Source organism: Kribbella catacumbae DSM 19601 (genome assembly GCF_000372465.1).
Taxonomy (GTDB): Bacteria; Actinomycetota; Actinomycetes; order Propionibacteriales; family Kribbellaceae; genus Kribbella; species Kribbella catacumbae.
Map to the genome: position 1 here is coordinate 53,764 of NZ_AQUZ01000043.1, position 23,046 is coordinate 76,809.

General features: G+C 67.7%; 20 protein-coding genes. 8 read left to right on the plus strand and 12 right to left on the minus strand.

Annotated elements, in window-relative coordinates:
• Nucleotides 1-102 precede the first annotated feature (102 nt).
• From A3ES_RS0133120 to A3ES_RS0133140, 5 genes are all read left to right on the plus strand, one after another.
• A complete protein-coding gene (locus tag A3ES_RS0133120) occupies nucleotides 103-873 on the plus strand; it encodes an amino acid ABC transporter ATP-binding protein (RefSeq protein ID WP_020391145.1) in 771 nt (256 codons plus the stop codon).
• Between the two features lie 70 nt (nucleotides 874-943).
• Nucleotides 944-1,861, plus strand: coding sequence for a transporter substrate-binding domain-containing protein (locus A3ES_RS0133125; RefSeq protein ID WP_020391146.1), 918 nt, complete (start codon nucleotides 944-946; stop codon nucleotides 1,859-1,861).
• Between the two features lie 66 nt (nucleotides 1,862-1,927).
• Nucleotides 1,928-2,575 (plus strand): amino acid ABC transporter permease, encoded by a 648-nt coding sequence (locus A3ES_RS0133130; RefSeq protein WP_020391147.1) that lies wholly within the window; start codon nucleotides 1,928-1,930, stop codon nucleotides 2,573-2,575.
• A complete protein-coding gene (locus tag A3ES_RS0133135; protein WP_026163437.1) occupies nucleotides 2,575-3,426 on the plus strand; it encodes an amino acid ABC transporter permease in 852 nt (283 codons plus the stop codon). The genes A3ES_RS0133130 and A3ES_RS0133135 overlap by 1 nt, the downstream gene beginning before the upstream one ends.
• 130 nt (nucleotides 3,427-3,556) lie before the next feature.
• Complete coding sequence (locus tag A3ES_RS0133140) at nucleotides 3,557-4,456, plus strand: aminoglycoside phosphotransferase family protein (protein ID WP_026163438.1); 900 nt, start codon at nucleotides 3,557-3,559, stop codon at nucleotides 4,454-4,456.
• A 4-nt stretch (nucleotides 4,457-4,460) separates the two neighbouring features.
• On the opposite strand, the gene A3ES_RS0133145 is transcribed toward A3ES_RS0133140, so the two are convergent.
• On the minus strand, nucleotides 4,461-7,319 hold the full coding sequence (locus A3ES_RS0133145; RefSeq protein ID WP_020391150.1) for an ATP-binding protein: 2,859 nt from the start codon (nucleotides 7,317-7,319) through the stop codon (nucleotides 4,461-4,463).
• Nucleotides 7,320-7,522: 203 nt separating this feature from the next.
• On the opposite strand from A3ES_RS0133145, the gene A3ES_RS55690 reads away from it, so the two are divergent.
• Complete coding sequence (locus tag A3ES_RS55690; RefSeq protein ID WP_020391151.1) at nucleotides 7,523-10,444, plus strand: S8 family serine peptidase; 2,922 nt, start codon at nucleotides 7,523-7,525, stop codon at nucleotides 10,442-10,444.
• A 52-nt stretch (nucleotides 10,445-10,496) separates the two neighbouring features.
• On the opposite strand, the gene A3ES_RS0133160 is transcribed toward A3ES_RS55690, so the two are convergent.
• Nucleotides 10,497-11,786: an aspartate aminotransferase family protein gene (locus A3ES_RS0133160; RefSeq protein WP_020391152.1), complete on the minus strand. Its 1,290-nt coding sequence runs from the start codon at nucleotides 11,784-11,786 to the stop codon at nucleotides 10,497-10,499.
• An 80-nt stretch (nucleotides 11,787-11,866) separates the two neighbouring features.
• Between A3ES_RS0133160 and A3ES_RS0133165 the strand changes: the two genes are divergently transcribed.
• Nucleotides 11,867-12,961, plus strand: a complete 1,095-nt coding sequence (locus tag A3ES_RS0133165; protein ID WP_020391153.1) for an LOG family protein — start codon at nucleotides 11,867-11,869, stop codon at nucleotides 12,959-12,961.
• Here A3ES_RS0133165 and pdxY read toward each other — a convergent pair whose 3' ends face one another.
• The 4 genes from pdxY to A3ES_RS0133185 all read right to left on the minus strand — a co-directional run bounded on the left by pdxY (nucleotide 12,962) and on the right by A3ES_RS0133185 (nucleotide 16,415).
• Complete coding sequence (gene pdxY / locus A3ES_RS0133170; RefSeq protein ID WP_020391154.1) at nucleotides 12,962-13,813, minus strand: pyridoxal kinase PdxY; 852 nt, start codon at nucleotides 13,811-13,813, stop codon at nucleotides 12,962-12,964. It lies immediately after the preceding gene.
• A gap of 45 nt (nucleotides 13,814-13,858) precedes the next feature.
• A complete protein-coding gene (locus tag A3ES_RS56830; protein ID WP_020391155.1) occupies nucleotides 13,859-14,431 on the minus strand; it encodes a DivIVA domain-containing protein in 573 nt (190 codons plus the stop codon).
• The gene (gene rlmN, locus A3ES_RS0133180) at nucleotides 14,431-15,552 is read right to left on the minus strand and encodes a dual-specificity RNA methyltransferase RlmN (RefSeq protein WP_020391156.1); all 1,122 of its coding nucleotides are present in this window, start codon (nucleotides 15,550-15,552) and stop codon (nucleotides 14,431-14,433) included. Before rlmN ends, A3ES_RS56830 begins: the two co-directional genes overlap by 1 nt.
• Before the next feature lie 101 nt (nucleotides 15,553-15,653).
• Complete coding sequence (locus A3ES_RS0133185; protein ID WP_020391157.1) at nucleotides 15,654-16,415, minus strand: C39 family peptidase; 762 nt, start codon at nucleotides 16,413-16,415, stop codon at nucleotides 15,654-15,656.
• A 269-nt stretch (nucleotides 16,416-16,684) separates the two neighbouring features.
• Here A3ES_RS0133185 and A3ES_RS0133190 point away from each other — a divergent pair, with 269 nt between their 5' ends.
• On the plus strand, nucleotides 16,685-17,719 hold the full coding sequence (locus A3ES_RS0133190; protein ID WP_020391158.1) for an MsnO8 family LLM class oxidoreductase: 1,035 nt from the start codon (nucleotides 16,685-16,687) through the stop codon (nucleotides 17,717-17,719).
• Here the strand turns inward: A3ES_RS0133190 and A3ES_RS0133195 are convergent.
• The 6 genes from A3ES_RS0133195 to rpsB form a co-directional block, all read right to left on the minus strand.
• On the minus strand, nucleotides 17,709-18,317 hold the full coding sequence (locus tag A3ES_RS0133195) for a GNAT family N-acetyltransferase (protein ID WP_020391159.1): 609 nt from the start codon (nucleotides 18,315-18,317) through the stop codon (nucleotides 17,709-17,711). The two genes, A3ES_RS0133190 and A3ES_RS0133195, sit on opposite strands and share 11 nt — an antisense overlap.
• 45 nt (nucleotides 18,318-18,362) lie before the next feature.
• Nucleotides 18,363-19,193, minus strand: a complete 831-nt coding sequence (locus tag A3ES_RS0133200) for a phosphatidate cytidylyltransferase (RefSeq protein WP_020391160.1) — start codon at nucleotides 19,191-19,193, stop codon at nucleotides 18,363-18,365.
• Nucleotides 19,193-19,747, minus strand: coding sequence for a ribosome recycling factor (gene frr, locus A3ES_RS0133205; RefSeq protein ID WP_272944657.1), 555 nt, complete (start codon nucleotides 19,745-19,747; stop codon nucleotides 19,193-19,195). The genes A3ES_RS0133200 and frr overlap by 1 nt, the downstream gene beginning before the upstream one ends.
• 129 nt (nucleotides 19,748-19,876) lie before the next feature.
• Complete coding sequence (gene pyrH / locus A3ES_RS0133210; RefSeq protein WP_020391162.1) at nucleotides 19,877-20,638, minus strand: UMP kinase; 762 nt, start codon at nucleotides 20,636-20,638, stop codon at nucleotides 19,877-19,879.
• Nucleotides 20,639-20,691: 53 nt separating this feature from the next.
• Entirely contained in the window at nucleotides 20,692-21,510 is an 819-nt protein-coding gene (gene tsf / locus A3ES_RS0133215) for a translation elongation factor Ts (RefSeq protein ID WP_020391163.1), read from the minus strand.
• 137 nt (nucleotides 21,511-21,647) lie between these two features.
• Nucleotides 21,648-22,634: a 30S ribosomal protein S2 gene (rpsB, locus tag A3ES_RS0133220; protein WP_020391164.1), complete on the minus strand. Its 987-nt coding sequence runs from the start codon at nucleotides 22,632-22,634 to the stop codon at nucleotides 21,648-21,650.
• Nucleotides 22,635-23,046 lie beyond the last annotated feature (412 nt).

Genomic DNA, 23,046 nt, shown 5'->3' on the forward strand with positions numbered 1-23,046 from the left:
TGTGACCGCACGGTCACGGCCTGCGCCGCGAGATAGCAGATCGTTACCACCGTGGAACCGGGGATCCGTGCAGTCACCCCCAGCCTCCGCTAGGTTCTCGCCATGAGCGATTCCTCCGCCGTCGATACCGTGACGACCACAGGTCTTGTCGCCCTGACAGGTGTGAACAAGCATTTCGGTGACCTGCATGTCCTGAAGGACATCAACCTGTCCATCAACCGCGGCGAGGTCGTGGTGGTGATCGGTCCGTCCGGTGGCGGCAAGTCCACGCTGTGCCGCGCGATCAACCGGCTGGAGCCGATCGACTCCGGCACCATCACGCTGGACGGTCAGCCGCTGCCGAACGAGGGCAAGGCGCTGGCCCACCTGCGCGCCGACGTCGGCATGGTGTTCCAGTCGTTCAACCTGTTCGCGCACAAGACGATCCTGCAGAACGTCACCCTCGGCCCGCTGAAGGTCCGCAAGACCGACGCCAAGACGGCCGAGAAGCGCGCGATGGAACTGCTCGAGCGGGTCGGCGTCGCCAACCAGGCGTCGAAGTACCCCGCCCAGTTGTCCGGCGGCCAGCAGCAGCGGGTCGCGATCGCGCGGGCGCTGGCGATGGATCCCAAGGTCCTCCTGTTCGACGAGCCGACCTCGGCGCTCGACCCGGAGATGATCCAGGAGGTCCTCGAGGTGATGATCGACCTGGCCAGGCAGAACATGACGATGGTCGTGGTCACGCACGAGATGGGCTTCGCCCGCAGTGCCGCCAACCGGGTCGTGTTCATGGCCGACGGCGAGATCGTCGAAGAGGCGACCCCCGAAACCTTCTTCACCAACCCGACCTCACGCCGTGCGCAGGACTTCCTCGGGAAGATCCTCAAGCACTGAGAGACGCCCGGCGGGCCCCTGGGCCTGCCGCAACAGCAGTAAAAACACACGAAGGGGATCCCCAATGAGAATGCGCAACCTCGTCGCCACTGTCGGCGTCGCGGCGCTGGCGCTGACCGTCGGTGCCTGTGGCAAGGAAGACACGCCGACCGGCAGCGGCAGCCCGGGCAGCACGACCGGTGGCTGTGGTGAGCTGCACAAGTTCACCCCCGCCGCAGCCGGTGACGTAGCCGGCAGCGCGACCTTCACCAAGATCAAGGCCCGCGGTAACGCGGTCGTCGGGGTCAAGGCGGACCAGCCGAACCTGGGCTACAAGGACGCCAACGGCAAGCGCTGCGGCTTCGACATCGAGATCGCCCGGATGGTNTCGGCCCAGCTCGGCCTGGACCCGGAGAAGATCGAGTACAAGGAGATCCCGTCCGCGAACCGCGAGACAGCGATCGCCGGTGGTGAGATCGACTACTACGTCGGCACCTACTCGATCACCGACAAGCGCAAGAAGCTCGTCGGCTTCGCCGGCCCGTACTTCGTCGCCGGCCAGGACCTGCTGGTCCGCAAGGCCGACACCTCGATGGACGGCGGCAAGACCGCGCTGAAGGGCAAGAAGGTCTGCTCCGCGACCGGCTCGACCCCGATCCAGCGGGTCAAGGACGAGAACCTGACCGAGGCGAGCAACATCTCGGAGTTCAAGACCTACTCCGAGTGCGTCTCCCAGCTGCTCGACAACAAGACCGACGCCGTCACCACCGACGACGCNATCCTCAAGGGCTACGCCGCCAACGCACCCGAGGACCTGCGGGTCGTCGGCAAGCCGTTCAGCACCGAGAAGTACGGCATCGGCCTCCCGCTGGCCGACAAGCCCCTGCGTGACAAGGTGAACGCCGGCCTGGAGACCTCCTTCACCGACGGCACCTGGAAGACCCTGTACGACGGAACCCTGGGCAAGTCCGGCTCGCCCGGCACTCCGCCCACGCTCGAGAAGTACTGATCCACTCCGGCTGCGGCGACCCGGGTTCGCCCGGGTCGCCGTAGCCGCATTTTCTGGAAGGTCACGATGCTCTCGGTCCTCACCGACAACTGGGAACTGTTCCGGGAAGGGTTCTGGACGACTCTCAGGTTGTTCCTCGTCTCCGGAGTGCTGAGCCTGGTTCTCGGCACCGTCCTGGCCGCGTTCCGCGTCTCGCCGGTGACCGCGCTGCGCGGGATCGGCACCGGCTATGTGAACATCGTGCGGAACACTCCGCTGACGCTGGTGTTCTCGTTCCTGTTCTTCGGTGCCGCCAAGATGCAGCTCAGCCTGCCGACCTTCTTCTGGGCCGCGGTGGCGTCACTGACGCTCTACACCTCCGCGTTCGTCTGCGAGGTGGTCCGGTCCGGCATCAACACGATCTCGCCAGGCCAGGCCGAGGCTGCCCGCTCGGTCGGTATGACGTTCGTCCAGGTGCTGACCATCGTCGTGCTGCCGCAGGCGTACCGGGCGATCGTGCCGCCGATGACGAGCATCCTGATCGCGTTGCTGAAGAACACCACCATCGCGGCCGGCTTCTCCGTCCTCGAGGCGGGCGCCATCCCGGCGGCGATGGCCGAGCGCGGCCAGAACCAGATGCTCACGCTGGTCTGGATCACCATCGGCTTCCTGATCCTGATCATCCCCCTGGTCTTCCTGCAGCGGTGGGCCGAGCGACGGACGGCGGTGGCCTGATGAGTGCGGTCCTGTACGACGTACCCGGCCCGCGGGCGAAGGCCCGCAACCGGATCCTGAACGTCATCGTGCTGCTCGCAGTGGCGGGTGTGATCACCTGGGTGGTTCTGCGGCTCAACGACAACGGACAGTTCCAGGGCCGGCGCTGGGCGCAGTTCCAGTACGCCGCGATCCAGCGTGAACTGCTCACCGGTCTGGTGAACACGCTGCGGGCAGCGGGCCTCGCCACCGTGCTGGCGATGCTCTTCGGTGCGGTCTTCGCGGCCGGGCGGATCAGCGACCACAAATGGGTCCGGATGCCGGCGACGCTCGTGGTCGAGCTGTTCCGGGCGATCCCGCTGCTGATCCTGATGTTCTTCTTCTACTACGGCAGCCTGGAGTTCCAGCTCGGCCTGACCCCGTTCCACGCGGTGGTCTTCGGTCTGACCCTCTACAACGGCTCCGTCCTCGCCGAGATCTTCCGGGCCGGCATCACCGCCGTCCCCAAGGGCCAGCGCGAGGCGGCGTACGCGACCGGGCTGCGGAAGAACCAGGTCGTCCGGCTGGTCCTGCTCCCGCAGGCGATCCGCTCGATGCTGCCGGCCATCGTCAGCCAGTTGGTGGTGTTGCTGAAGGACACCGCGCTCGGCTTCATCATCACCTACAACGAGCTGCTCTACGTGGCCAAGCAGATGGGCGGCCGGCTCGAGTTCGGCTTCCCCTACATCCCGACGTACTTCGTGGTCGCGGTCATCTACATCGGCCTGTGCTCTCTGTTGTCGATGCTGGCCAAGTACCTCGAAGGCCGCTCCCGCCGGTCCCGCAAGACCACGGCGCCTCCCGTCCAGATAGAGGAGAGCACCGCCGCCTGACCGATCACCAGAAAGGCCTGTACTGCGAACTCGCAGTACAGGCCTTTCTGCTTGTCCTTCCGCGCGCTCTGAGCGGGCCCGTCCGGAAAATGGGTTGCGAGGGTGGTGAGCCGGGTCGGAGACTTCCGGGATGGTTTCCGATGGGCGTGCTGGGATTGATGCGGGGCTGGTGCAGCGGCTGGTGAAGGCGCAGTTTCCGCAGTGGAGTGAGCTTTCGGTCTCGCCGGTCAAGGTGGATGGGTGGGACAACCGGACCTATCGGCTGGGTGAGTCGATGACGGTGCGGTTGCCTACGGCTCCGGCGTACGCGCCTGCCGTGGACAAGGAGAACGAGTGGCTGCCGCGACTCGCGCCGCACCTGCCGGTCGCAGTACCGGAGGTGCTGGGCAAGGGTGCTCCTGGGGAGGGGTACGCCTTCAACTGGTCGGTACGGCGTTGGCTGGATGGCGCGACAGCTCAGGTCGACCGCCTTGACGACCTGCCGGGGTTCGCGACCTCCGTGGCCGAGTTCATCCGAGCATTGCAGCGTTGCGACGCGACGGGCGGGCCCATGGCCGCCGCGCACAGCTTCTATCGGGGTGCGCCGCCTGCGCACTACGACGAGGAGACCCGCCGTGCGCTGGTTGCGCTGGAGGGCCGAGTCGACACTGCCGGCGCTACCGCTGTCTGGGACGCTGCTCTGGCGTCCTCCTGGGACGGGCCTCCGACCTGGTTCCACGGAGACATCGCTCATGGCAACCTATTAGTTGCTGATGGCAAGCTTTCGGCAGTGATCGACTTCGGTACTTCGGGTGTCGGCGACCCGGCCTGCGATCTGGTGATCGCGTGGACGATGTTCGCCGGTGACAGCCGCGAGGTGTTTCGCCGTACGGTCGAGCAGGACGCGGGGACCTGGGCGAGGGCTCGCGGCTGGGCGCTGTGGAAAGCACTGATCGTGCTGGCCGACGTCATCGACTCCGACGCCTCCAACGCGGCCACCAACCAGCACGTGATCGAGCAAGTCCTCGCCGACCACGCTCAGGCCCAGTAATCGTTCATCGGTTCGCCTTCAGCAGGTCGGCGCGGGAGGTGGCGTGGAGTTTGCGAAGGACTTTGGCGACATGTTGCTCGACCGTGCGCGGCGAAAGGAAGAGCACATCGGCGATTTCCCGGTTGGTGTGGCCGCGGCCGAGCAGTCGCGCGACTTCCTGTTCCCTGGGAGACAGCTCGGCGCCGTAGCCGCGGCGGCCCCTGCGTGATGGCGCAGCGACTCCGTGGCTGCGCAACTCGTGGCGGCAGCGGGCCGCGTCTCTGGAGGCGCCGAGAAGGTCAAAAGTCTCCGCCAGCGCGGCGAACGCTTCTGCAGCATCGGGTTCCCGGAGTGCAAGCCTGCAGTGCACAGCGCGCTCGGCCACCAGCGCAGCGAAGTACGGCGCAGGGAGGGCCTCGTACTGAAGCTCTACCTCCCTATAGAGCTCCGCAGCCAGCCGGTGGTCACCGTCGCTCTCGGCCAGCTGCGCCCGGCCGCACTGCAGCGCAACCCGTGCCAGCGGCGCCCCCAGCCCAGCAGTGCAGTCGTCCAGCTCCCCCAGCAACTTCCGTACTTCGTCGTCGCGTCCATCCGCAAGCAGTACGGCGACGGCAGCCGGAGTCAGCTCGCCTGCCCAGGACCACACCTGCTTGCGCCGCAGCAAGTCCAGACCGCGATTCACCGACGTGACCGCCGCGCTGAGCTCACCGCGGGCCAACTGCATCCAGCCGAGCAGTCCGAAGCCGCCCAGGGCTATCTGGGCTATCGCCTCCGTAGGCTCCTGGATCCCGGTCGCGGCCAGGTAGGCGCCCGCCTCGGTCCACTCCCCGCGAGCGACCGCCAGGGAGGCCAGCACCAACGACAGCTCGCTGGTGAGCGGGAACAGGTCACGGTACTCGTCCAGGAGCTGGCCGGCCCGCTCGTCCAGCCCTGCCCACTCGCCGGTGAACCAATCCACTCTCACCCCGGTCGCGCGCGCAGTACTGACGACGAAGGGTGCGCCGCAATCGGTCGCGAGCTGCAGTCCGCTCCGCAGGAACTCCGCCGCCTTGCCGTAGTGGCCGATGGACATGCAGGCGTCGGCGAGGTTGCAGTGAACTCGGGCGAGCTGCCGTTGCTCCGCTCCGGATGCACCGGTCGGTAGGAGCTTTGCGATCTCCGGCAGGACAGCGGGGTCGCCCGCATGCAGTCGGGTCGCCAGCAGGTTGGCCTGCAAGGAAGCGATCTCCACTGGATCGGTCGCGCTGCGGAGGAATTGCTCCGCACGCTCAGCCCAACGGCTGTTCTCGTCGAGCGAAGCCGCCCCTAGCCAGCACTGAGCCAGCACGGACACCGCTTTGGCCTCCAGGTCCGGCCGGCCGCGAAGATCAGGAATAGCTCTCTCGATCTCACTACGGCCCGCGTCGATGCCCTTGGCGGCCCGCACCATCATCAAACCGGCGTAGAGCCGCACCTCGCCCCGGATCGCTGGCGACAACCGCTGGTCCCGCAATAGGCGTTGCAACGTGTCCATCGGGTCCTGCTGATCCAGGCCGGTGTAAGCCACTGTGCCGAGCTTCGAGGCGAGCCTGTCGACAGCTTCCGCGCCCTGATCCGGTTCTGCCAGCAAACGCTGCAGTAGTCGAGTCGCCGTCGAGGCATCGCCTAGCTCAGTCGCCCGGTCAGCTGCTGCTTCTCCATAGCGCTGCCAGTCCTGCGTACGGCCGGCCAGCCGACTGTGCTCAGCCAACTGCAGTAGCGGCTGCGGTGTGCTCTCAGCGAGAGTGTCGGCGATCCGTCTGTGCAGTGCCTGTCGGTGCGGCCCGGGCAAGCTGTCGTAGACCGCCTGCCGTCCCAGTGCGTGGCGGAAGTCGTAGCGGCCGTCACCCGAGTCCCGCAGTACTCCGGCCGCCAGCGCGGACGTCAGTGCTGAGCCGACGGCCTCCTCTGGCAGGTCAGTCACCCGGGCGAGCAGCTCGCTCGCTGCCGGGATCCCGAGAGCCGCCGTGGCGTAGCTGACCTCCCGAGCCTCATCTTGCAGGCTAGAGAGTCGCTCGGTCATCGCATCCCGCAGCAGAGCCGGTACTTCGGCGTGCTCAAGCGCCCGCCGCGCTGTGCTCCCGTCTACCGGATGCGGCAGAGTCCGGACTGCCTCCTCGATCACTGCGGGGATGCCGGCCGTCCGCTCGTACAGCAGCGCCGCCAGGTCAGCCCCGATCGCATCCACACCCAGGATCCCCGCCGACAGGGACCGGACGCCGGCCAGATCCAGCGGCTGCAGGCTGATCACGGCACTCGGCAACCCCACTGGCGGCCGGTACGCCGCTCCGAGTGGCGGCCCCGAGGTCAGATCCTCACGCCGGTAGGTGACCAGGATCGACAGGTTGTCCGGCGGGTCCGTCATCAGGAATCGCAGCAACTGACGAGAACCGTCATCCGCCCAGTGGAGGTCCTCCACCACCAGGAACGCAGGCCCCGCGGCCGCCAGGAACTCACGGATGGCACGGAACACCTGGTGCCGTTCCGTTGCGGGGTCGGCAGCAGGCCAGTGGGCGTCGGGGAACCTGTCCGCGAGCTCCGGGAGGAGGGGGCGCAGTACCGAGGTGAGCGGGCCGAGCGGAGTACCGGGGTGGCGTGGGTAGCTTCGGAGCGCTTCGACGACCGCGCCGTACGGGAACGGCTCCCGCAAGGGCTGGCAGTAGCCGACCATGACGTGCTTGTCGCTCACTCCTGGCTCGCGTAGTAGTTCGCTGACCAGGCGGCTCTTGCCGATCCCCGCCTCGCCCTCGACCAAGGCGACGCCCTGCCCACCGGCCATAGCGGCCAGCAGGCGCAGCTCATCGGCGCGGCCGACCAGTACTGGCGAACTGGTCCGGGCGAGCCGATCGATCGGTTCTGCAGCCATCTGCGCTCCCGTGGATGTGGGGGCGAGCCTACGTCGGCGGCAGCGGTTGGGAAACCCGTTTCCGTGTGTCCGCGCACGAATAGTCACGTACCCCTACCTAGCCATGCCCGGATTGTTCCGGTCACGTCCCGCCACGACAGTGATCGGACCTGCCACCCGCCCCCTTTCCCGCCCTGGGTGGTTGCGGATCGAACGGAGATCTGATGAAACTCCTACGGATACCGGCCCTCGGCGCCGTTGCGTGCCTCGGGCTCGCATTACTGGGCCCACCTGCCGAGGCCCTCTCCCCACCGGCGCCGAAGCCGACGATCCGGAGCGCCGGTGCCCCAGGCACCATTCCGGGCAGCTACATCGTCGTGCTGAAGGAGGGCGCCAGGTCCACCGCCTCCAACCTGGCCACGAGGTACGGCGGCAAGGTCAAGCTCACCTATACCACCGCACTGCGCGGCTTTTCCGCCTCCCTGACTGAGGCCGAAGCACTGAGGCTGGCAGCAGACCCAGAGGTCAGCTACGTCGAGCAGGACGGCATCGCCCGGGCCAGCGACCGGCAGGCCAACCCGACCTGGGGACTCGACCGGATCGACCAGGCGAAGCTGCCACTCGACCAGGGCTACACCTACGCGACCAAGGCAGCCGGCGTCACGGCGTACATCGTCGACACCGGTATCTACAAGACGCACTCCGACTTCGGCGGCCGGGCGACCGACGGCTACGACTTCATCGACAACGACGCGGTGGCCAACGACTGCAACGGACACGGCACCCATGTGGCCGGCACCGTGGGCAGTACGACGTACGGCGTCGCCAAGGGCGTCGCGCTGGTCGGCGTACGGGTCCTGGACTGCCAGGGCAACGGTGAGTGGTCCCAGGTCATCGGCGGCATCGACTGGGTCGCCAAGAACGCCAAGAAGCCGGCGGTCGCCAACATGAGCCTCGGTGGCGAGGCGAACACTTCCGTGGACGACGCAGTCAAGCGCGCCATCGCGACGGGCGTCACCTTCTCGCTTGCCGCGGGCAACAACAACGGTGCGAACGCCTGCAACACGACCCCGGCGCGGACGCCGGAGGCGATCACCGTCGGGTCCACCGACAACCAGGACAACCGGTCGAGCTTCTCCAACATCGGCTCGTGCCTGGACCTGTTCGCACCCGGCTCCGGCGTCACTTCGACCTGGAACAACGGCGGTACCAACAGCCTCAACGGTACGTCGATGGCGACTCCCCATGTCTCGGGAGCCGTCGCGCTCTACCTGGCGGGCAACCCGACCGCCACTCCGGCCGCCGTAGCCTCGGCACTGACCGGCAACGCCAGCGCAGGCGTGGTGAAGAACGCGGGCACCGGATCACCGAACAAGCTGCTCTACACCGGCTTCATCGGCGACCCAGTGCCACCAACCTGTGCCGGCGGCGCGAGCACCGAGGACGCGGCGATCCCGGATGCGGGCGCGGCGGTCTCCACCTCGACCACCATCACCGGCTGCGACGGCAACGGTACGTCGACCACGACTGTGAGGGTCGACATCAACCACAGCTACACCGGTGACCTCCAGGTCGACCTGGTCGGTCCGTCCGGTGCGGTAATCAACCTCCGCCGCCCTGGTGGCGTCGGCTCACCAGACGGCCTGCACCAGACCTTCACTGCCAACACCTCCGGTGAGACGCGCAACGGCACCTGGAAGCTGCAGGTCAAGGATGTCTACCGCTTCGACACCGGCACTCTCGACGGCTGGTCACTGAACTTCGCACCGACGGCCGCCAACTACGAGGCCGACACGGTGCCGGTGCAGTCCGGTACGCCGGGTGCAAGCTTCTACGGCGGTCAGGACGCGACCGTCAGCGAGTTCCCCGCCATCATCGCCGGACTGCGTGCCGGCGGCTCCCGGCCGCAGGGCCAGTCCTGCACCGGTACTGCGATCGCGCCGCGCAAGATCCTGATCGCCGCCCACTGCGCCGACGCGGCGGGCGAGAAGAGCTTCCTCTACGGCCTGGACGACCTCAACGCCAGCGGCGGCACCCGGCTCGCCGTGACCGACTACAAGAAACACCCGAAGTACGTGAACTTCGACCAGGGGTACGACGTCGCGGTGGTCACCACTGCCACGGACATCCCGGTCCCCGGCGGCAAGTACCCCGCTGTTGCCACCTCCGCCGACGCCGGTCTCGAACGGCCAGGCGGTACAGGGCTCGGGTTTGGCTACGGCAAGAAGGACTTCAACGACACCGCCCGCGACGTGACGCTCGACAAGGCGTCGCTGCCGATCGTTGACGGCTCGCAGGTCTGTACGGGTGTCGGTGCCGGCTTCAAGGCCGCGACGATGGTCTGCGCCGGGTACTCCGACGGGCGGATCACCATCCTGCCCGGTGACAGCGGCGGCCCGCTGATCGTCCAGGGCAAGGTGATCGGCGTCGCCTCCTGGAGCCGCTCGGACTTCAAGTGGTACAGCGTCTACGGCCGGCTCACCAACGACATGGGCGACTGGGTCAAGCAGCAGATCGGCGACCAGCCCCCGACCGGTGACTTCGGCGTCGCGGTCTCCCCGTCCTCGGTGAAGGTTGCCCCTGGCAAGTACATCTCGACGACGGTGACCAGCACCGCGGGCTCGGGCGGCGCCGAGAACCTGACGTTGTCCGCCTCCGGACTGCCCACCGGCGCCAAGGCCACCTTCCAGCCGGAGTCGGTCAGCTCCGGGTCGACCGCCAAGCTGACGTTTGAGGCCGGCACCGGTACTCCGGCCGGCAACCACACCGTCACGGTCACGGCGACGAACGCGGCCGGCAAGACCGCCACCGCCAACGTCACCCTGACCGTCGAAGGCGACCAGCCGCCGACTGGCGACGTACAGGTCACCGCAACGCCGTCCAGTGGGACTGTTGCTCAAGGTCAGCTCGCTCAGACGACGGTGAAGGCCTCCGGTGGTACAGGCAACCTGACCCTGACCGCCTCCGGTGTTCCTGCCGGCACCCAGGTCTTCTTCAACCCGCAATCCATCGCCCAGAACGGCAGCAGCAACGTCTGGTTCTTCACCAACTTCCAGACCCCACGCGGCACGCACGTCATCACAGTCACCGCGCGCTCCGCCGACGGCAAGACCGGCACCACGAAGTACAGCCTCACCGTTCGCTAGCCACCGCTGCGGGCCCCCGCCGGCGTCCGGCAGGGGCCCGCAGTGCTCGGCGTCAGCGCAAGGTGTTGAAGGAGTCGCGGATGATCTCGAGGGCTTCGGTGGTTTCCTCTTCGGTCAGGGTCATCGGTGGGGCCATCCGCAGGACATTGCCGTAGAGGCCGCCCTTGCCGATCAGCAGGCCGCGGTCCTTGGTCTCCTGCTGGAGTTTGACCGTGGTCGCGGCGTCCGGCTTGCCGTCATCGGGGTTGATCAGCTCGGCGGCGAGCATCAGGCCCTTGCCGCGGACGTCGCCGAGCTCGGGGAACTCCTCCGAGATCCCGCGCAGGCCGTCCAGCAGCTGGGCGCCCCGCTTGGCCGCGTTGGCCTGCAGGTCGTGGTCGACCAGGTAGTCGATGGTCGCCTTCGCCGCGCTGGTCGAGATCGGGTTGCCGCCGAAGGTGGACAGCGAGTTCGCGCTCAGGCTGTCCATCAGCTCGGGCCTGGCGACCACGCCGCCGATCGCGAACCCGTTGCCGAGCCCCTTGGCGAACGTCATCGCGTCCGGTACGACGTCGTGCGCCTGGATGCCCCAGAAGTGGTCGCCGGTGCGCCCCCACCCGGTCTGGACCTCATCGGAGATGAAGAGGATCCCGTACTCGTCGAGCACCTCCTTGAATGCGGCGTACAGGCCGTCGGGGGGTGACGAGAAGCCGCCGACGCCCTGGATCGGCTCGACGATCATGCAGGCGACGTCGCCCGCAGTACCGGTGTCGATGACGTTGCGGAGGTCTTCGACGCAGACCTTGATGTACTCCGCGTCCGGGAGGTCCTTGAACGGGCTGCGGTAGCGGTAGGCACCTTGCACGTACTGCACGTTCACCGGCGACAGGCTGCTGGCCGACCAGCCGCGGTTGCCGGTGATGGCGACCGTGCCGAAGCCGCGACCGTGGTACGAGTTGCGCATCGCGAGCACCTGGTTGGAGCGGCGCTTCTGGGTGGCGAACAGCATCGCCGCCTCGTTCGCCTCCGTGCCGGAGTTGGTGAAGAAGACCTTCGCGTCGGGGATCCCGGACAGCTCGGCGATCTTCTCGGCCAGCTCGATCTGCCGGCGGATCAGGTAGACCGTCGAGGTGTGCGCGATACCGGTGGCCAGCTGCTCGCGGACCGCGTCGGAGATCTCCGCGATGTCATAGCCGATCGCGTTGGTCAGGATGCCGGCGAAGAAGTCCAGGTACTCCTTGCCCTCGCCGTCGGTCACCCGGCGGCCGGTGCCCTTGACGATCTCGATCGGCTGCTCGTAGTACAACGCGAGCCAGTCCGGCATGACGGCCTTGTGACGCTCCCACAGCTCCGCATGTGTCATGTCTTAGCAATACCTCATGACGGTCCTTTCCTGATAGTTCTTCTCTCTTGCGGACCGGTGGTGACTTAGGGTGGCTCCTCGTGACGACCCCGAGCATCCCGCACCTGGACATCGAATCTCTGCGGCATTTCGACCAGGTGATCGCTGCCGGAGCCTCGTCGATGCGCGGCTGGCGGGTGCAGTCGGTGGACCTCACCGGGCGGACCTCGGTGCTGCTTAGGCTGATGCCGGCGGGCTCGCTGTTCCTCGGTTGCGTGCTGGAGGAAACCGCGGCGACCTGGATCCGCGACGGCGGCGGGCTGCTCTTCCCCACCATCCCGGCGCTGCCCTTCGACCCGTACCGCGGTGGCCTGTACGCCGCCGACGAGCTCTACTCGGGGTTGTCGGCGGGCTACGAGGCGACTCCGGATGCGCAGATCTACGCCTGGTCGCGGCAGCACGACGAGAAAGGCGACACGAGTCGCACGCTGGCGGCCGCGCTGCACGACCACTCGATCGCCGATGCGCTCCACGAGCTGCCGGAGGACAGGCCGTGGATCGGGGTGATGGGCGGCCATGGGATCGAGCGCACCGCACCGGCGTACCGGTCTGCTGTCCTGCTCGGCCGCAGTCTGGCCCGGGCCGGGCTGACCGTCGCCACCGGCGGTGGACCGGGTGCGATGGAGGCTGCGAACCTCGGCGCCAGCCTGGCGTCGTACGACGACGCAGCGGTCGGAGCAGCTCTTTCAGCCCTCGCGGCCGCACCGACCTTCCGCCCGTCGATCGCCGACTGGGCCGCCACGGGCCTGGCAGTACGCCGTGACTTCCCCGGCCATGGTGGCGTCTCCATCCCGACCTGGTTCTACGGCCACGAGCCGCCTAACGTTTTCGCGACCTCGATCGCGAAGTACTTCTCCAACGCCCTGCGCGAGGACGTCCTGCTCAGCCGGGCCCGGGGCGGCATCATCTACCTCCCCGGCGCGGCCGGCACGGTCCAGGAGATCTTCCAGGCCGTCACCCCGAACTACTACGGCGACGCGGCCACCCAGATCCCGATGATCCTGGTGGGCGTCGACTACTGGTCTCAGGAGGTGCCCGTCTGGCCCCTGCTCGAGAGCCTCTCCGCGGCCCGTCCGATGGCCTCGTCGATCCGCCTGGTCGACACCGTCGAAGAGGCCGCCGGACTGGTGAGCTAGTCAGGCGACGCGGGACGGCGTGAACTGCATCCGCGGGTGGGCGTACGCGTCCTGTGACTCGACGAGCTGCAGCTCGCGCTCTCCCGACTCGTGCGTGCGCGAGAGCAGGTCGAAGACGCTCGAGGTCGTCCGGGCGAGAGCCTCCGCGAGATCACCCGTGCGGCGGTAGTGCGCCGTGAAGAGCGCGGCCGTCACGTCGCCCGAGCCGTTCGCCTTCATCGGGATGTATGGCGTCTGCACGAGCCACGCGCCGCTGTCGTCGACGGCCAGCATCTCGATCGTGCCGTCCTCGCGGTCGGGGCGCTCGACGCTGGTGACGAGCACCGTCCGCGGTCCGGTCGCGCGCACGAGCTCCACCGAGGCCAGCGTGGACTCGAGGGTGTCAGGCTCGGTACCGGTCAGGAAGCCCAGCTCGAACTGGTTGGGCGTGATGATGTCGGCGTCCGGAACCACCCGATCGCGCAGCAGCACCGGGATGGCCGGAGCGACGAAGCACCCGGACTTCGCGTTCCCCATCACCGGGTCGCAGGAGTACACCGCCGCGGGATTCGCCGCCTTCACCCGCTTCACCGTCTCGAGGATGACGTCGGCGATCCCCTCACCGCCCTGATAGCCCGAGAGGACCACGTCGATCTGCGGAAGGACTCCACGCTCCTCGATGCCCAGGAGGACCTCTCGCACGTCGTCCGGGCTGATCAACGGCCCGCGCCACGCGCCGTACCCGGTGTGGTTCGAGAAGTTCACCGTGTACACCGGCAGCACCTCCACACCGATGCGCTGGAGCGGAAAGACGGCTGCCGAATTGCCCACGTGGCCGTAGGCGACAGCGGACTGGATCGAGAGGATCTTCACCGCTCGATCATGCCATCTGCGCGCGGGCGAGCAGTCCGGACCCTGCTAGCCGCCGAAGCCGTTGAGCCAGCCTTCGGCCTCTTCGAGGAAGAGGTCGACCTCCATGACGTCATAGCCCTCGCGGATGCGCACCGACGAAAACTGGATCGTGCGGACCTCGCTGGAGGTGACGGGGCGATCGACGGGCAGCCCGTTCACCGTCGCCATCACCCGGTCGACGAAGTCGTCCACCTCGGCCATGTCGTAGCCCTCGCGGAGCTTCACGGGGCTGAAGCGCGGCGCGTCCCGCTGACGGCGAGACGCTGCCGGGCGGTCGGCGCTGGTTCGGTCGACCGGGCGGTCGGCGGGCGAGGCGCTGGTTCGGTCGCCCGGACGGTCCGCGGCCGGCCCGCCCAGCATGCTTTGCAGGGCCTGATCGAGGAAGGCGTCGACCTCTCCGACGGCGTACCCCTCGCGGAGGCGGACCGGGGTGAAGATCACGTTGCGGATGTCATCCGCGGTCACCGGGTGTTCGACGTACCGGCCTTCGACGGTTGCCATCAGGCGCTCGATGAAGGCGTCGACGTCGCTCACGTCGTAGCCCTCGCGCCAGCGGACGCGAGTGAACAGCGGCTCCATCAGTCTTTGTTCGCAGCGGCGAGCTGGCCGCAGGCGCCGTCGATCTCCTGGCCGCGGGTGTCGCGAACCGTCGTTGGGATGCCACCGGCCTGCAGGCGACGGACGAACTCACGCTCGTCGGCCGGGTCGGAGGCGGTCCACTTGGAGCCCGGCGTCGGGTTCAGCGGGATCAGGTTGACGTGCACCCAGCCCCAGTCGCCGCGGGCGGCGAGCTTCTCCGCGAGCAGCGAAGCGCGCCAGGCGTGGTCGTTGATGTCGCGGATCATCGCGTACTCGATCGAGACGCGGCGCTTGGTCTTCTCGGCGTACCCCCAGGCGGCGTCGAGGACCTCGTCGACCTTCCACCGGTTGTTGATCGGGACGAGCTCGTCGCGCAGCTCGTCGTCCGGGGCGTGCAGCGAGAGCGCCAGCGTGACGGGGATGCCCTCGGTCGAGAGCTGGTTGATCCGCGGTACCAGGCCGACGGTCGACACGGTCACGCCGCGGGCCGAGATACCCAGCCCGTCCGGTGCCGGCTCGGTGAACCGGCGGACCGCGCCGATCACGGCCTTGTAGTTGGCCATCGGCTCGCCCATGCCCATGAAGACGATGTTGTTGACCCGGCCGGGGCCGCCGGCGATCTCGCCGCGAGCCAGCGCGCGGGCGCCGTCGACGACCTGCTCGACGATCTCCGCGGTGCTCATGTTCCGGGTCAGGCCGGCCTGGCCGGTCGCACAGAACGGGCAGGCCATCCCGCAACCGGCCTGCGACGACACGCACATCGTGGTGCGGTCCTTGTAGCGCATCAGCACCGACTCGACCAGCGAGCCGTCCAGCAGCTTCCACAGCGACTTGCGCGTAGTGCCGTTGTCGCACTCCATGTCGCGAACCTTGGTCAGCAACGGCGGCATCAGCTCAGCGACCAGCTTGTCCCGGGTCGCGGCCGGCAGATCGGTCATGTCCGCTGGGTCGTCGGTCAGCCGGGCGAAGTAGTGATTCGACAACTGCTTGGCCCGAAACGCGGGCTCACCGAGCGCCGCGACCGCAGTACGACGCTCCTCCCCACTGAGGTCAGCAAGATGCCGCGGCGGCTTCTTGGCACGGCGCGGCTCATCAAAAACAAGCGGAAGGGAGGTAGTCATCGCCTTCCATTGTCGCCCGCCCCGCCCCGCATTCACAAATTCACATCAGTGACCCCGGACACCACTCGCGCCCGGCGGACCGGGCGCGAGTGGCGGGGCGGTCAGGCGGAGTAGCCCTTCGGGGGGATCAGGGTGGCGAGCTGGTTGAAGGTCAGCCAGTACGTCGCCGGGCCGAAGCCGGCCGGGTCCGCGATCAGGACGGTCATGTCGTTGGAGTTGTAGCCGATCACGGTGAAGTAGTGCCAGATCGTGTAGTTCGGGTAGCCCGGCGGGTGGTTGTTGGCGGGGGCAACGATGTTGGCGACGATCGGGTAGTTGCGGTCGATGTCGTAGACGATGTCCCACCAGAGCCGGTCGCGCTGCGCCTGGCTCGGCGGGTCGTTGGGCATCTCCTTGGTCTCGTAGAAGCCGCCGCCGATGTGCGCGTTCAGCTCCCGGGTGACCTGGCCGATCCAGTCGGTACCGTTGGTCGTCGTCCCGAGATCCGCGGCCAGGTGCGCCTGGCTGGGTGCCGCGATCCTCGCCGACAAAGCGATCCGGGTCGCCGCCGGACCACACCAGTACCCCGTCTCCTGGTACTGGAAGTCGATCGCCAGAGTCACCTGCCCATCGAGCTTGGTCGCACCGGCCGGCGCCGTCTTGGCCGCGGCCGCCGCATTGGCAGCCTTCGCCGCCGGTACTCCGCTGCCGAGCGCACCCGGTGCTCCGAACGCGCCGGCCGGAGCCGCTGTCGCCACGGCTGAAGAGGTCAATGCCATCGGCATCGAAACTCCGGCGACCAGGGCCAGACCGCAGACCGCGGCCTTCAACTTCGTCGTACGCCTCCCGAGCCTCACGGGCGGCTGGAACAGATCACTGTTCATGTGAGCTCCTCAGCCCTCGACGCGGCGACCTCCGTGGTCGTCGCACTGTCAGTGGAGTCCACCCAGCCGACCTTGTATACCCACGCTCCGGGCATGATCAGACACGGTCAGCGACTGACATCGCGGTATTTCCGCAGGTCAGAGCACTGTCACTGGCTTTCCGGCATCACAATTCGCCGGTGAAAATTTCACCGAGCATTTCGACCTCGATCGAATCCTGGCCGGCCTTCGCTGGGAATGAGGCATCGAACGGCGCCGTTGGACCAGCTATGGACTCCCTCCCCCGTACGGCGCTCGCTGGGGTGCCGTTGTCGGTTCTTGACCGGTCGCGGACCCGTGCCGGCGAGACCGAGGCGCAGACGCTTCGCAGTACGGTCCAGCTGGCCCAACAGGTCGAGGAACTCGGGTACCACCGCTTCTGGGTCTCTGAGCACCACAGCGTGCCCGGTGTGGTCGGGTCGGCGCCCACTGTGCTGGCTGCAGCCGTCGCGGCGTCCACGGCTCGGATCCGGGTCGGCACTGGTGGGGTCATGCTCCCCAACCATCAGCCGCTCGTCGTGGCCGAGCAGTTCGGCGTACTGGAGTCGCTGTTCCCCGGGCGGGTCGACATGGGGCTGGGTCGCTCAGTCGGCTTCACCAACGGCATCCGGCGGGCGCTTGGCGTCGAGAAGGACGTAGCGGAGGACTTCAGCGCTCAGGTGCGTGAGTTGCTCGGTTACTTCACCGGCACCCAGCAGAACCACCCGCAGGTCCATGCGCGCCCTGGTGAAGGCCTGACCGTGCCGCCCTTCATCCTCGCTATCGGAGAGGGCGCCCTCCTTGCAGCGTCACTCGGACTCCCCCTGGTGATTGCCGGCGTCAAAGGCGAGCAGGAGCTCCTGGGCCTCCTAGACCGCTACCGGACCGACTTCCAGCCTTCCCCATGGGCCAGCAGCCCGTACGTCGTGTTGGCGGCCACTGTCGCCGTCGCAGCCACCACGGAAGCGGCTAGGCGCCTACTGCTGCCTGAGGCGTGGTCCAGCGCCTTCTCCCGCACCCGTGGAGTCTTCCCGCCGCTACAGTCGGTCGAGGACGTGCTGCGGCTCGACATGACCGAGAAGGAACGTGGCTTCTTCGAGCAGTCGTTGAGCGGGCAGATCTACGGGACGCCGGCAGAGGTCGACGCCGCATTGGGCGGGCTGGTGCAACGAACCGGCGCGGACGAAGTACTGGTGACCACCAATACCTACGACCGCGCTGACCTGCTCGAGTCCTATCGACTGCTGGCCGAGCTCGCGTTGCTCAGGACCGCTGTCAGTCGCTGATTCGCGCCTGGAGTCCCGTGCGGACGTCCGGCCACTCGTCGGCCAGGATCGAGAAGACCACCGTGTCCCGAAACGAACCGTCGGCCAGCTTCTTGTGCCGCCTGAGCACACCCTCACGGGTGGCACCCAGCTTGGCGATCGCCGCCTGCGACCGGGTGTTGGTCAAACCGGTCTGGATCTTGACCCGGCCGAAGCCACACTCCTCGAAGGCGTGCTGGAGCAGCAGAAACTTCGCCGCTGGATTGACCTTCGTGCCCCAGACAGCGGGCGCATAACCGGTCCAGCCGATGTGGGCGGCCTCGTTGTGCAGGTCGACGTCGCCGAGGCTCGTCGTACCGACGACGGTGCCTTCGGCGCCCAGTTCGCTGTCGGCGGCCAGCCGGACGATGTACGCGAACCGCTGGGCCGCTGCGGGCACCCACGTCTCGCGCATGTGCTCGACGTTGGCCGGAAGTGCGGCAGGACCGCCACCGAAGCCACCGGCGTACACCGTCTCGGTGCCGATCGCGGCGTACAGGGAATCGATGTCGGAGGCAACAAGCCGGTCCAGGCGGACGACGTCGCCGACCAGGGAACGGCCGTCGGGTGCGATGGTCATACGGCCAGCAAACCCGGCGGCCCCGCGTACGTCAAACGAACGGTGTCACACGAGGAGGTGCAACAACAACCAGACCGCAGGAGCTGTTGCCAGCAAGGAATCCAGCCGGTCCATCACGCCACCGTGACCCGGCAGCAGGTTCGACATGTCCTTGATCCCGAGGTCGCGCTTGATCATCGACTCGGCCAGATCCCCCACCGTCGCGGTCAGCACGGCGACCGCGCCGACGATGGCACCGACCCACCAGTGACCGTCGAGCAGCCAGACCACGGAGCCGATGCCGGCACCGATACAGGCCAGGGTGGAGCCGGCGAAACCTTCCCAGGACTTCTTCGGGCTGATCGTCGGCGCCATCGGATGCTTGCCGAACAGCACGCCGACCACATAGCCGCCGACATCGCTGGCCACCACGACGAGGAAGAACACCCCCACCCGACCGGGGCCGTCGTCCTCCGGCTGCACCAGCAGGATCGCGAACGCGGCCAGCATCGGCACGTAGCCGAGCAGGAACACGCTCGTCGTGACGTCACGGACGAATCCGTGCGCACCACTGGGCATCCGCCAGAAGATCGCCGCCAGCACTGTGAGGGCCAGCGCGACCAGCAGGGCCAGCGGTCCGCCGAAGTACGCAGCGACCACCATGGCCGTCGTACCGGCGAACAGCGGGACCCGGAACAGCTTCGCTCCGCCGGCGTGGAAAACACGGATCAGCTCGTCGACGGCCACCAGGACGGCGGCCAGCACGACGAAGATGAACAGAACCTTCTGCCACAAGAGCGACCCGGCGATCACCGCACCGAGTCCGAGGCCGACCGCGATGGAAGCGGGCAGGTTGCGCCCGGCGCGGCTGGGCGCGGGCGTACTCTCGACGCCCATCACACCTCGAGCAGTTCGGCTTCCTTGTGCTTGAGCAGCTGGTCGATCGAGTCGACGTACTTCTTCGTCATCCCGTCGAGCCGCTTCTCAGCACTCTTGCCCTCGTCCTCGCCTGCTTCGCCGTCCTTGACCGACTTGTCGATCGAGTCCTTGGCGTGCCGGCGGATGCTTCGCACCGAGATCTTGGCGTCCTCGCCCTTGGTCTTGGCGACCTTGATGTACTCCTTGCGGCGCTCCTCGGTGAGCTGCGGCATCGTCACCCGGATCACCGAGCCGTCGTTGCCCGGGTTCACGCCGAGGTCGGAGTCGCGGATCGCCTTCTCGATCGCCACCATCGCGCCCTTGTCGTACGGCGAGATGAGCACGGTACGGGGGTCCGGCACCTGGAAACCGGCCAGCTGCTGCAGCGGCGTCGGCGAGCCGTAGTAGTCCGCCACGATGTTCGAGAACATCGACGGGTGCGCCCGGCCGGTGCGGATCGCGGCGAAGTCGTCCTTGGCGACCTCCACGGCCTTCGCCATCTTCTGCTCGGCTTCGCGGAGTGCTTGGTCGATCACGACATTCCTCGCTTCCTCGGGGCCGCGTCGGTGCGGCCTGATCCAACCCTACGAACGCTGGTCTACCAGATAACGGACGTCAGCCCGTGTGTTGGCCGATCTTAGTGCGTTGGACTGGGAGACGCTCTAGTGACCTGGTGAGACGACCGTGCCGATCTTCTCACCCCGGACGACGCGGGCGATGTTGCCCTCCTCGAGTCCGAAGATCACGATCGGCAGCGCGTTGTCCCGGGCCAGGCTGATCGCCGTCGCGTCGGCGACCCGGAGGCCGCGAGCCAGGAAGTCGTCGTACGACAGCTGGTCGAACTTGACCGCGTCGGGATTCTTCTTGGGGTCGGAGTCGTAGACCCCGTCGACACCCTGCTTACCCATCAGCAGCGTCTCGGCGCCGATCTCCAGCGCACGCTGGGCGGCGACGGTGTCGGTGGAGAAGTACGGCATACCGGACCCGGCGCCGAAGATCACCACGCGGCCCTTGGACAGGTGCCGGTCGGCCTTGCGCGGGATGTACGGCTCGGCGACCTGACCCATCGTGATGGCGGTCTGGACCCGGGTCTCGACGCCCAGCTTCTCCAGGAAGTCCTGCAGCGCCAGGCAGTTCATCACCGTGCCGAGCATGCCCATGTAGTCGGCGCGGTTGCGCTCCATCCCCCGCTGCTGCAGCTCAGCACCGCGGAAGAAGTTGCCGCCGCCGACCACCACGGCGACCTGTACGCCGGACCGCACCACTTCGGCGATCTGCTTGGCGATCGAGTTCACCACGTCGGGGTCGACGCCGAGCTTGCCGCCGCCGAACACCTCACCCGACAACTTCAGCAGCACCCGGCGATAGGCCGGATCGAACGGCGAAGAGGCCGGATTCGTCTCGGTACCCAGGGTTTCCGTCACGATTCCGGCCTCCTCGTCGGCTACTGCTTTGTCTAGCGGTGGTCGCTGAGCCGTCAGGCTCCGACCTCGAAGCGAGCGAACCGCTTGACGGTCACGCCGGCCTCGTCGAGGACCGCCTTGACGGTCTTCTTGCTCTCCTGCACCGAGGACTGCTCGAGCAGCACGACCTCCTTGAAGAAGCCGTTCACCCGGCCTTCGACGATCTTCGGCAGCGCCTGCTCGGGCTTGCCCTCCTCGCGCGCGGTCGCCTCGGCGATCCGCTTCTCGCTCTCGACCGTCTCGGCCGGGACCTCTTCGCGGGTGGTGTACAGCGGGCGCATCGCGGCGGCCTGCATGGCCGCACCGCGGGCCGCGTCGATGTTGTCGCCCTCGAATTCGACCAGCACGCCCACCTGGGCCGGCAGGTCGGCGGCACGCTTGTGCATGTACGCCGCGACCTTGCCGTCGAACACGGCGACCTTGCCCAGCTCGAGCTTCTCGCCGATCACCGCGGCGAGCGCCTCGATGTTCTCCGCGACGCTCTTGCCGTCGGCAAGCTTCTCGCCGAGCAGACCCTCGACGTCGCCGACCTTGCTGGCCGACGCATGCGCGACGATGTCGGCCGCGAGCTGCTGGAACTGCTCGTTCTTGGCGACGAAGTCGGTCTCGCAGTTGAGCTGGATCAGCGCGGTCTCCGCAGCGGCCACCAGGCCGTTGGTGGCGGAACGCTCGGCGCCACGCTTGGCGGCCTTGGCCGCGCCGTGGATGCGCAGCTCCTCGATCGCCTTGTCGAAGTCGCCGTCGGTGGTCTCGAGCGCCTTCTTCGCGTCCATCATGCCCGCGCCGGTGGCGTCGCGGAGCCTCTTCACGTCAGCGGCGGTGTAGTTCGCCATTCCTCGATCTCTCGTCTTGTTTGGTGCGTCAGCTGGTGGGATTCACCGGCCGGGGCCGGTGGTTGGTCATCGCCGGGCGCCGGGCCTGGCCACCGCAGTACGGCGGCAGGCTCCCGCGCCCGGCGATGACAGACCGATCAGGCCTCGGTCTTCGGAGCCTCGTCGGCAGCCGGAGCCTCGGTCGCCTCAGCGGCCGGAGCCTCAGCAGCGGCCTCGGCGGCAGGCGCCTCGACAGCGGCCTCAGGGGCAGGGGTCTCGACAGCGGCCTCAGCAGCAGGGGTCTCGACAGCCGGGGCCTCAGCCGCAGCGGCCGGGGCCTCGTCGGTCTTGGCCTCGGTGGTGGCGCCGTTCTGGCTCTCCAGCAGCTCGCGCTCCCAGGCAGCCAGCGGCTCCTCGGCGCCCAGCTCTTCGCCGGCCGCGGCAGCACCCTGGCCACCGCGCGACATCAGACCGTCGGCGACGGCGTCGGCGACCACGCGGGTCAGCAGGCCGACCGAACGGATCGCGTCGTCGTTGCCCGGGATCGGGAAGTCGACCTCGTCCGGGTCGCAGTTGGTGTCCAGGATGCCGATGATCGGCAGCTTCAGCTTGCGCGCCTCGTCGACGGCGAGGTGCTCCTTCTTGGTGTCGACGATCCAGACGGCGGCCGGAACGCGGGCCATGTCACGGATACCGCCGAGGGTCTTGAGCAGCTTGTCGTGCTCGCGACGCTTCTGCAGCAGTTCCTTCTTCGTCACACCGGAGGCGGCGACGTCGTCGAAGTCCAACAGCTCGAGCTCCTTGAGCCGCTGGAGCCGCTTGTTGACAGTCTGGAAGTTGGTGAGCATGCCGCCCAGCCAGCGCTGGTTCACGTAGGGCATGCCGACCCGGGTCGCCTGCTCGGCGATCGCTTCCTGGGCCTGCTTCTTGGTGCCGACGAACAGGATCGCGCCGCCGGAGGCAACGGTGCTCCGGACGAACTCGTAGGCGCGGTCGATGTACGACAGCGACTGCTGCAGGTCGATGATGTAGATGCCGTTGCGCTCGGTGAAGATGAATCGCTTCATCTTCGGGTTCCAGCGACGGGTCTGGTGCCCGAAGTGGACGCCGCTCTCGAGCAGCTGCTTCATGGTCACGACGGCCATGAGGTGTTCCTCCTGTCGCGCTCCGGCTCGGCCGGAGACGCCTGTCTCGGTTGTCTCGCCACGGACCAGGTGGTCCGCGGCGCCTGACGCCAGCGCGCACCAATCCCGGACGAACCGGGACCGAGTGGTGCGCCCACCAGCCGCCACCAGAGATCTGGAGTCAGCCTTAGGCATGCGGGCGTGCGAAGTCGTCCCGCTCATGCGGGACGCCACCAAAAGTCTACGGGAGACCCCCCACCCACACCTAACCGGCCCCACTTGTCCACAACCCCCAAGATTCCCGCCGCCACCCACCCCGCCCAACGGCACATTCCCTGTATGACGCCCCTCCTCCTCACCCCCCTCGCCCTAGCCGCCTTCCTGACCCCAACCCAGCCCACCCACCCCACTCCACCCGAGCCCCATCCCGCCC

Coding starts and splice junctions, on each gene's coding strand:
- A3ES_RS0133120 (WP_020391145.1), top strand. CDS start 103: ATGAGCGATTCCTCCGCCGTCGATACCGTGACGACCACAGGTCTTGTC.
- A3ES_RS0133130 (WP_020391147.1), top strand. CDS start 1,928: ATGCTCTCGGTCCTCACCGACAACTGGGAACTGTTCCGGGAAGGGTTC.
- A3ES_RS0133135 (WP_026163437.1), top strand. CDS start 2,575: ATGAGTGCGGTCCTGTACGACGTACCCGGCCCGCGGGCGAAGGCCCGC.
- A3ES_RS0133140 (WP_026163438.1), top strand. CDS start 3,557: ATGGTTTCCGATGGGCGTGCTGGGATTGATGCGGGGCTGGTGCAGCGG.
- A3ES_RS0133145 (WP_020391150.1), bottom strand. CDS start 7,319: ATGGCTGCAGAACCGATCGATCGGCTCGCCCGGACCAGTTCGCCAGTA.
- A3ES_RS55690 (WP_020391151.1), top strand. CDS start 7,523: ATGAAACTCCTACGGATACCGGCCCTCGGCGCCGTTGCGTGCCTCGGG.
- A3ES_RS0133160 (WP_020391152.1), bottom strand. CDS start 11,786: ATGACACATGCGGAGCTGTGGGAGCGTCACAAGGCCGTCATGCCGGAC.
- A3ES_RS56830 (WP_020391155.1), bottom strand. CDS start 14,431: ATGGAGCCGCTGTTCACTCGCGTCCGCTGGCGCGAGGGCTACGACGTG.
- rlmN (WP_020391156.1), bottom strand. CDS start 15,552: ATGACTACCTCCCTTCCGCTTGTTTTTGATGAGCCGCGCCGTGCCAAG.
- A3ES_RS0133185 (WP_020391157.1), bottom strand. CDS start 16,415: ATGAACAGTGATCTGTTCCAGCCGCCCGTGAGGCTCGGGAGGCGTACG.
- A3ES_RS0133190 (WP_020391158.1), top strand. CDS start 16,685: ATGGACTCCCTCCCCCGTACGGCGCTCGCTGGGGTGCCGTTGTCGGTT.
- A3ES_RS0133195 (WP_020391159.1), bottom strand. CDS start 18,317: ATGACCATCGCACCCGACGGCCGTTCCCTGGTCGGCGACGTCGTCCGC.
- A3ES_RS0133200 (WP_020391160.1), bottom strand. CDS start 19,193: ATGGGCGTCGAGAGTACGCCCGCGCCCAGCCGCGCCGGGCGCAACCTG.
- tsf (WP_020391163.1), bottom strand. CDS start 21,510: ATGGCGAACTACACCGCCGCTGACGTGAAGAGGCTCCGCGACGCCACC.
- rpsB (WP_020391164.1), bottom strand. CDS start 22,634: ATGGCCGTCGTGACCATGAAGCAGCTGCTCGAGAGCGGCGTCCACTTC.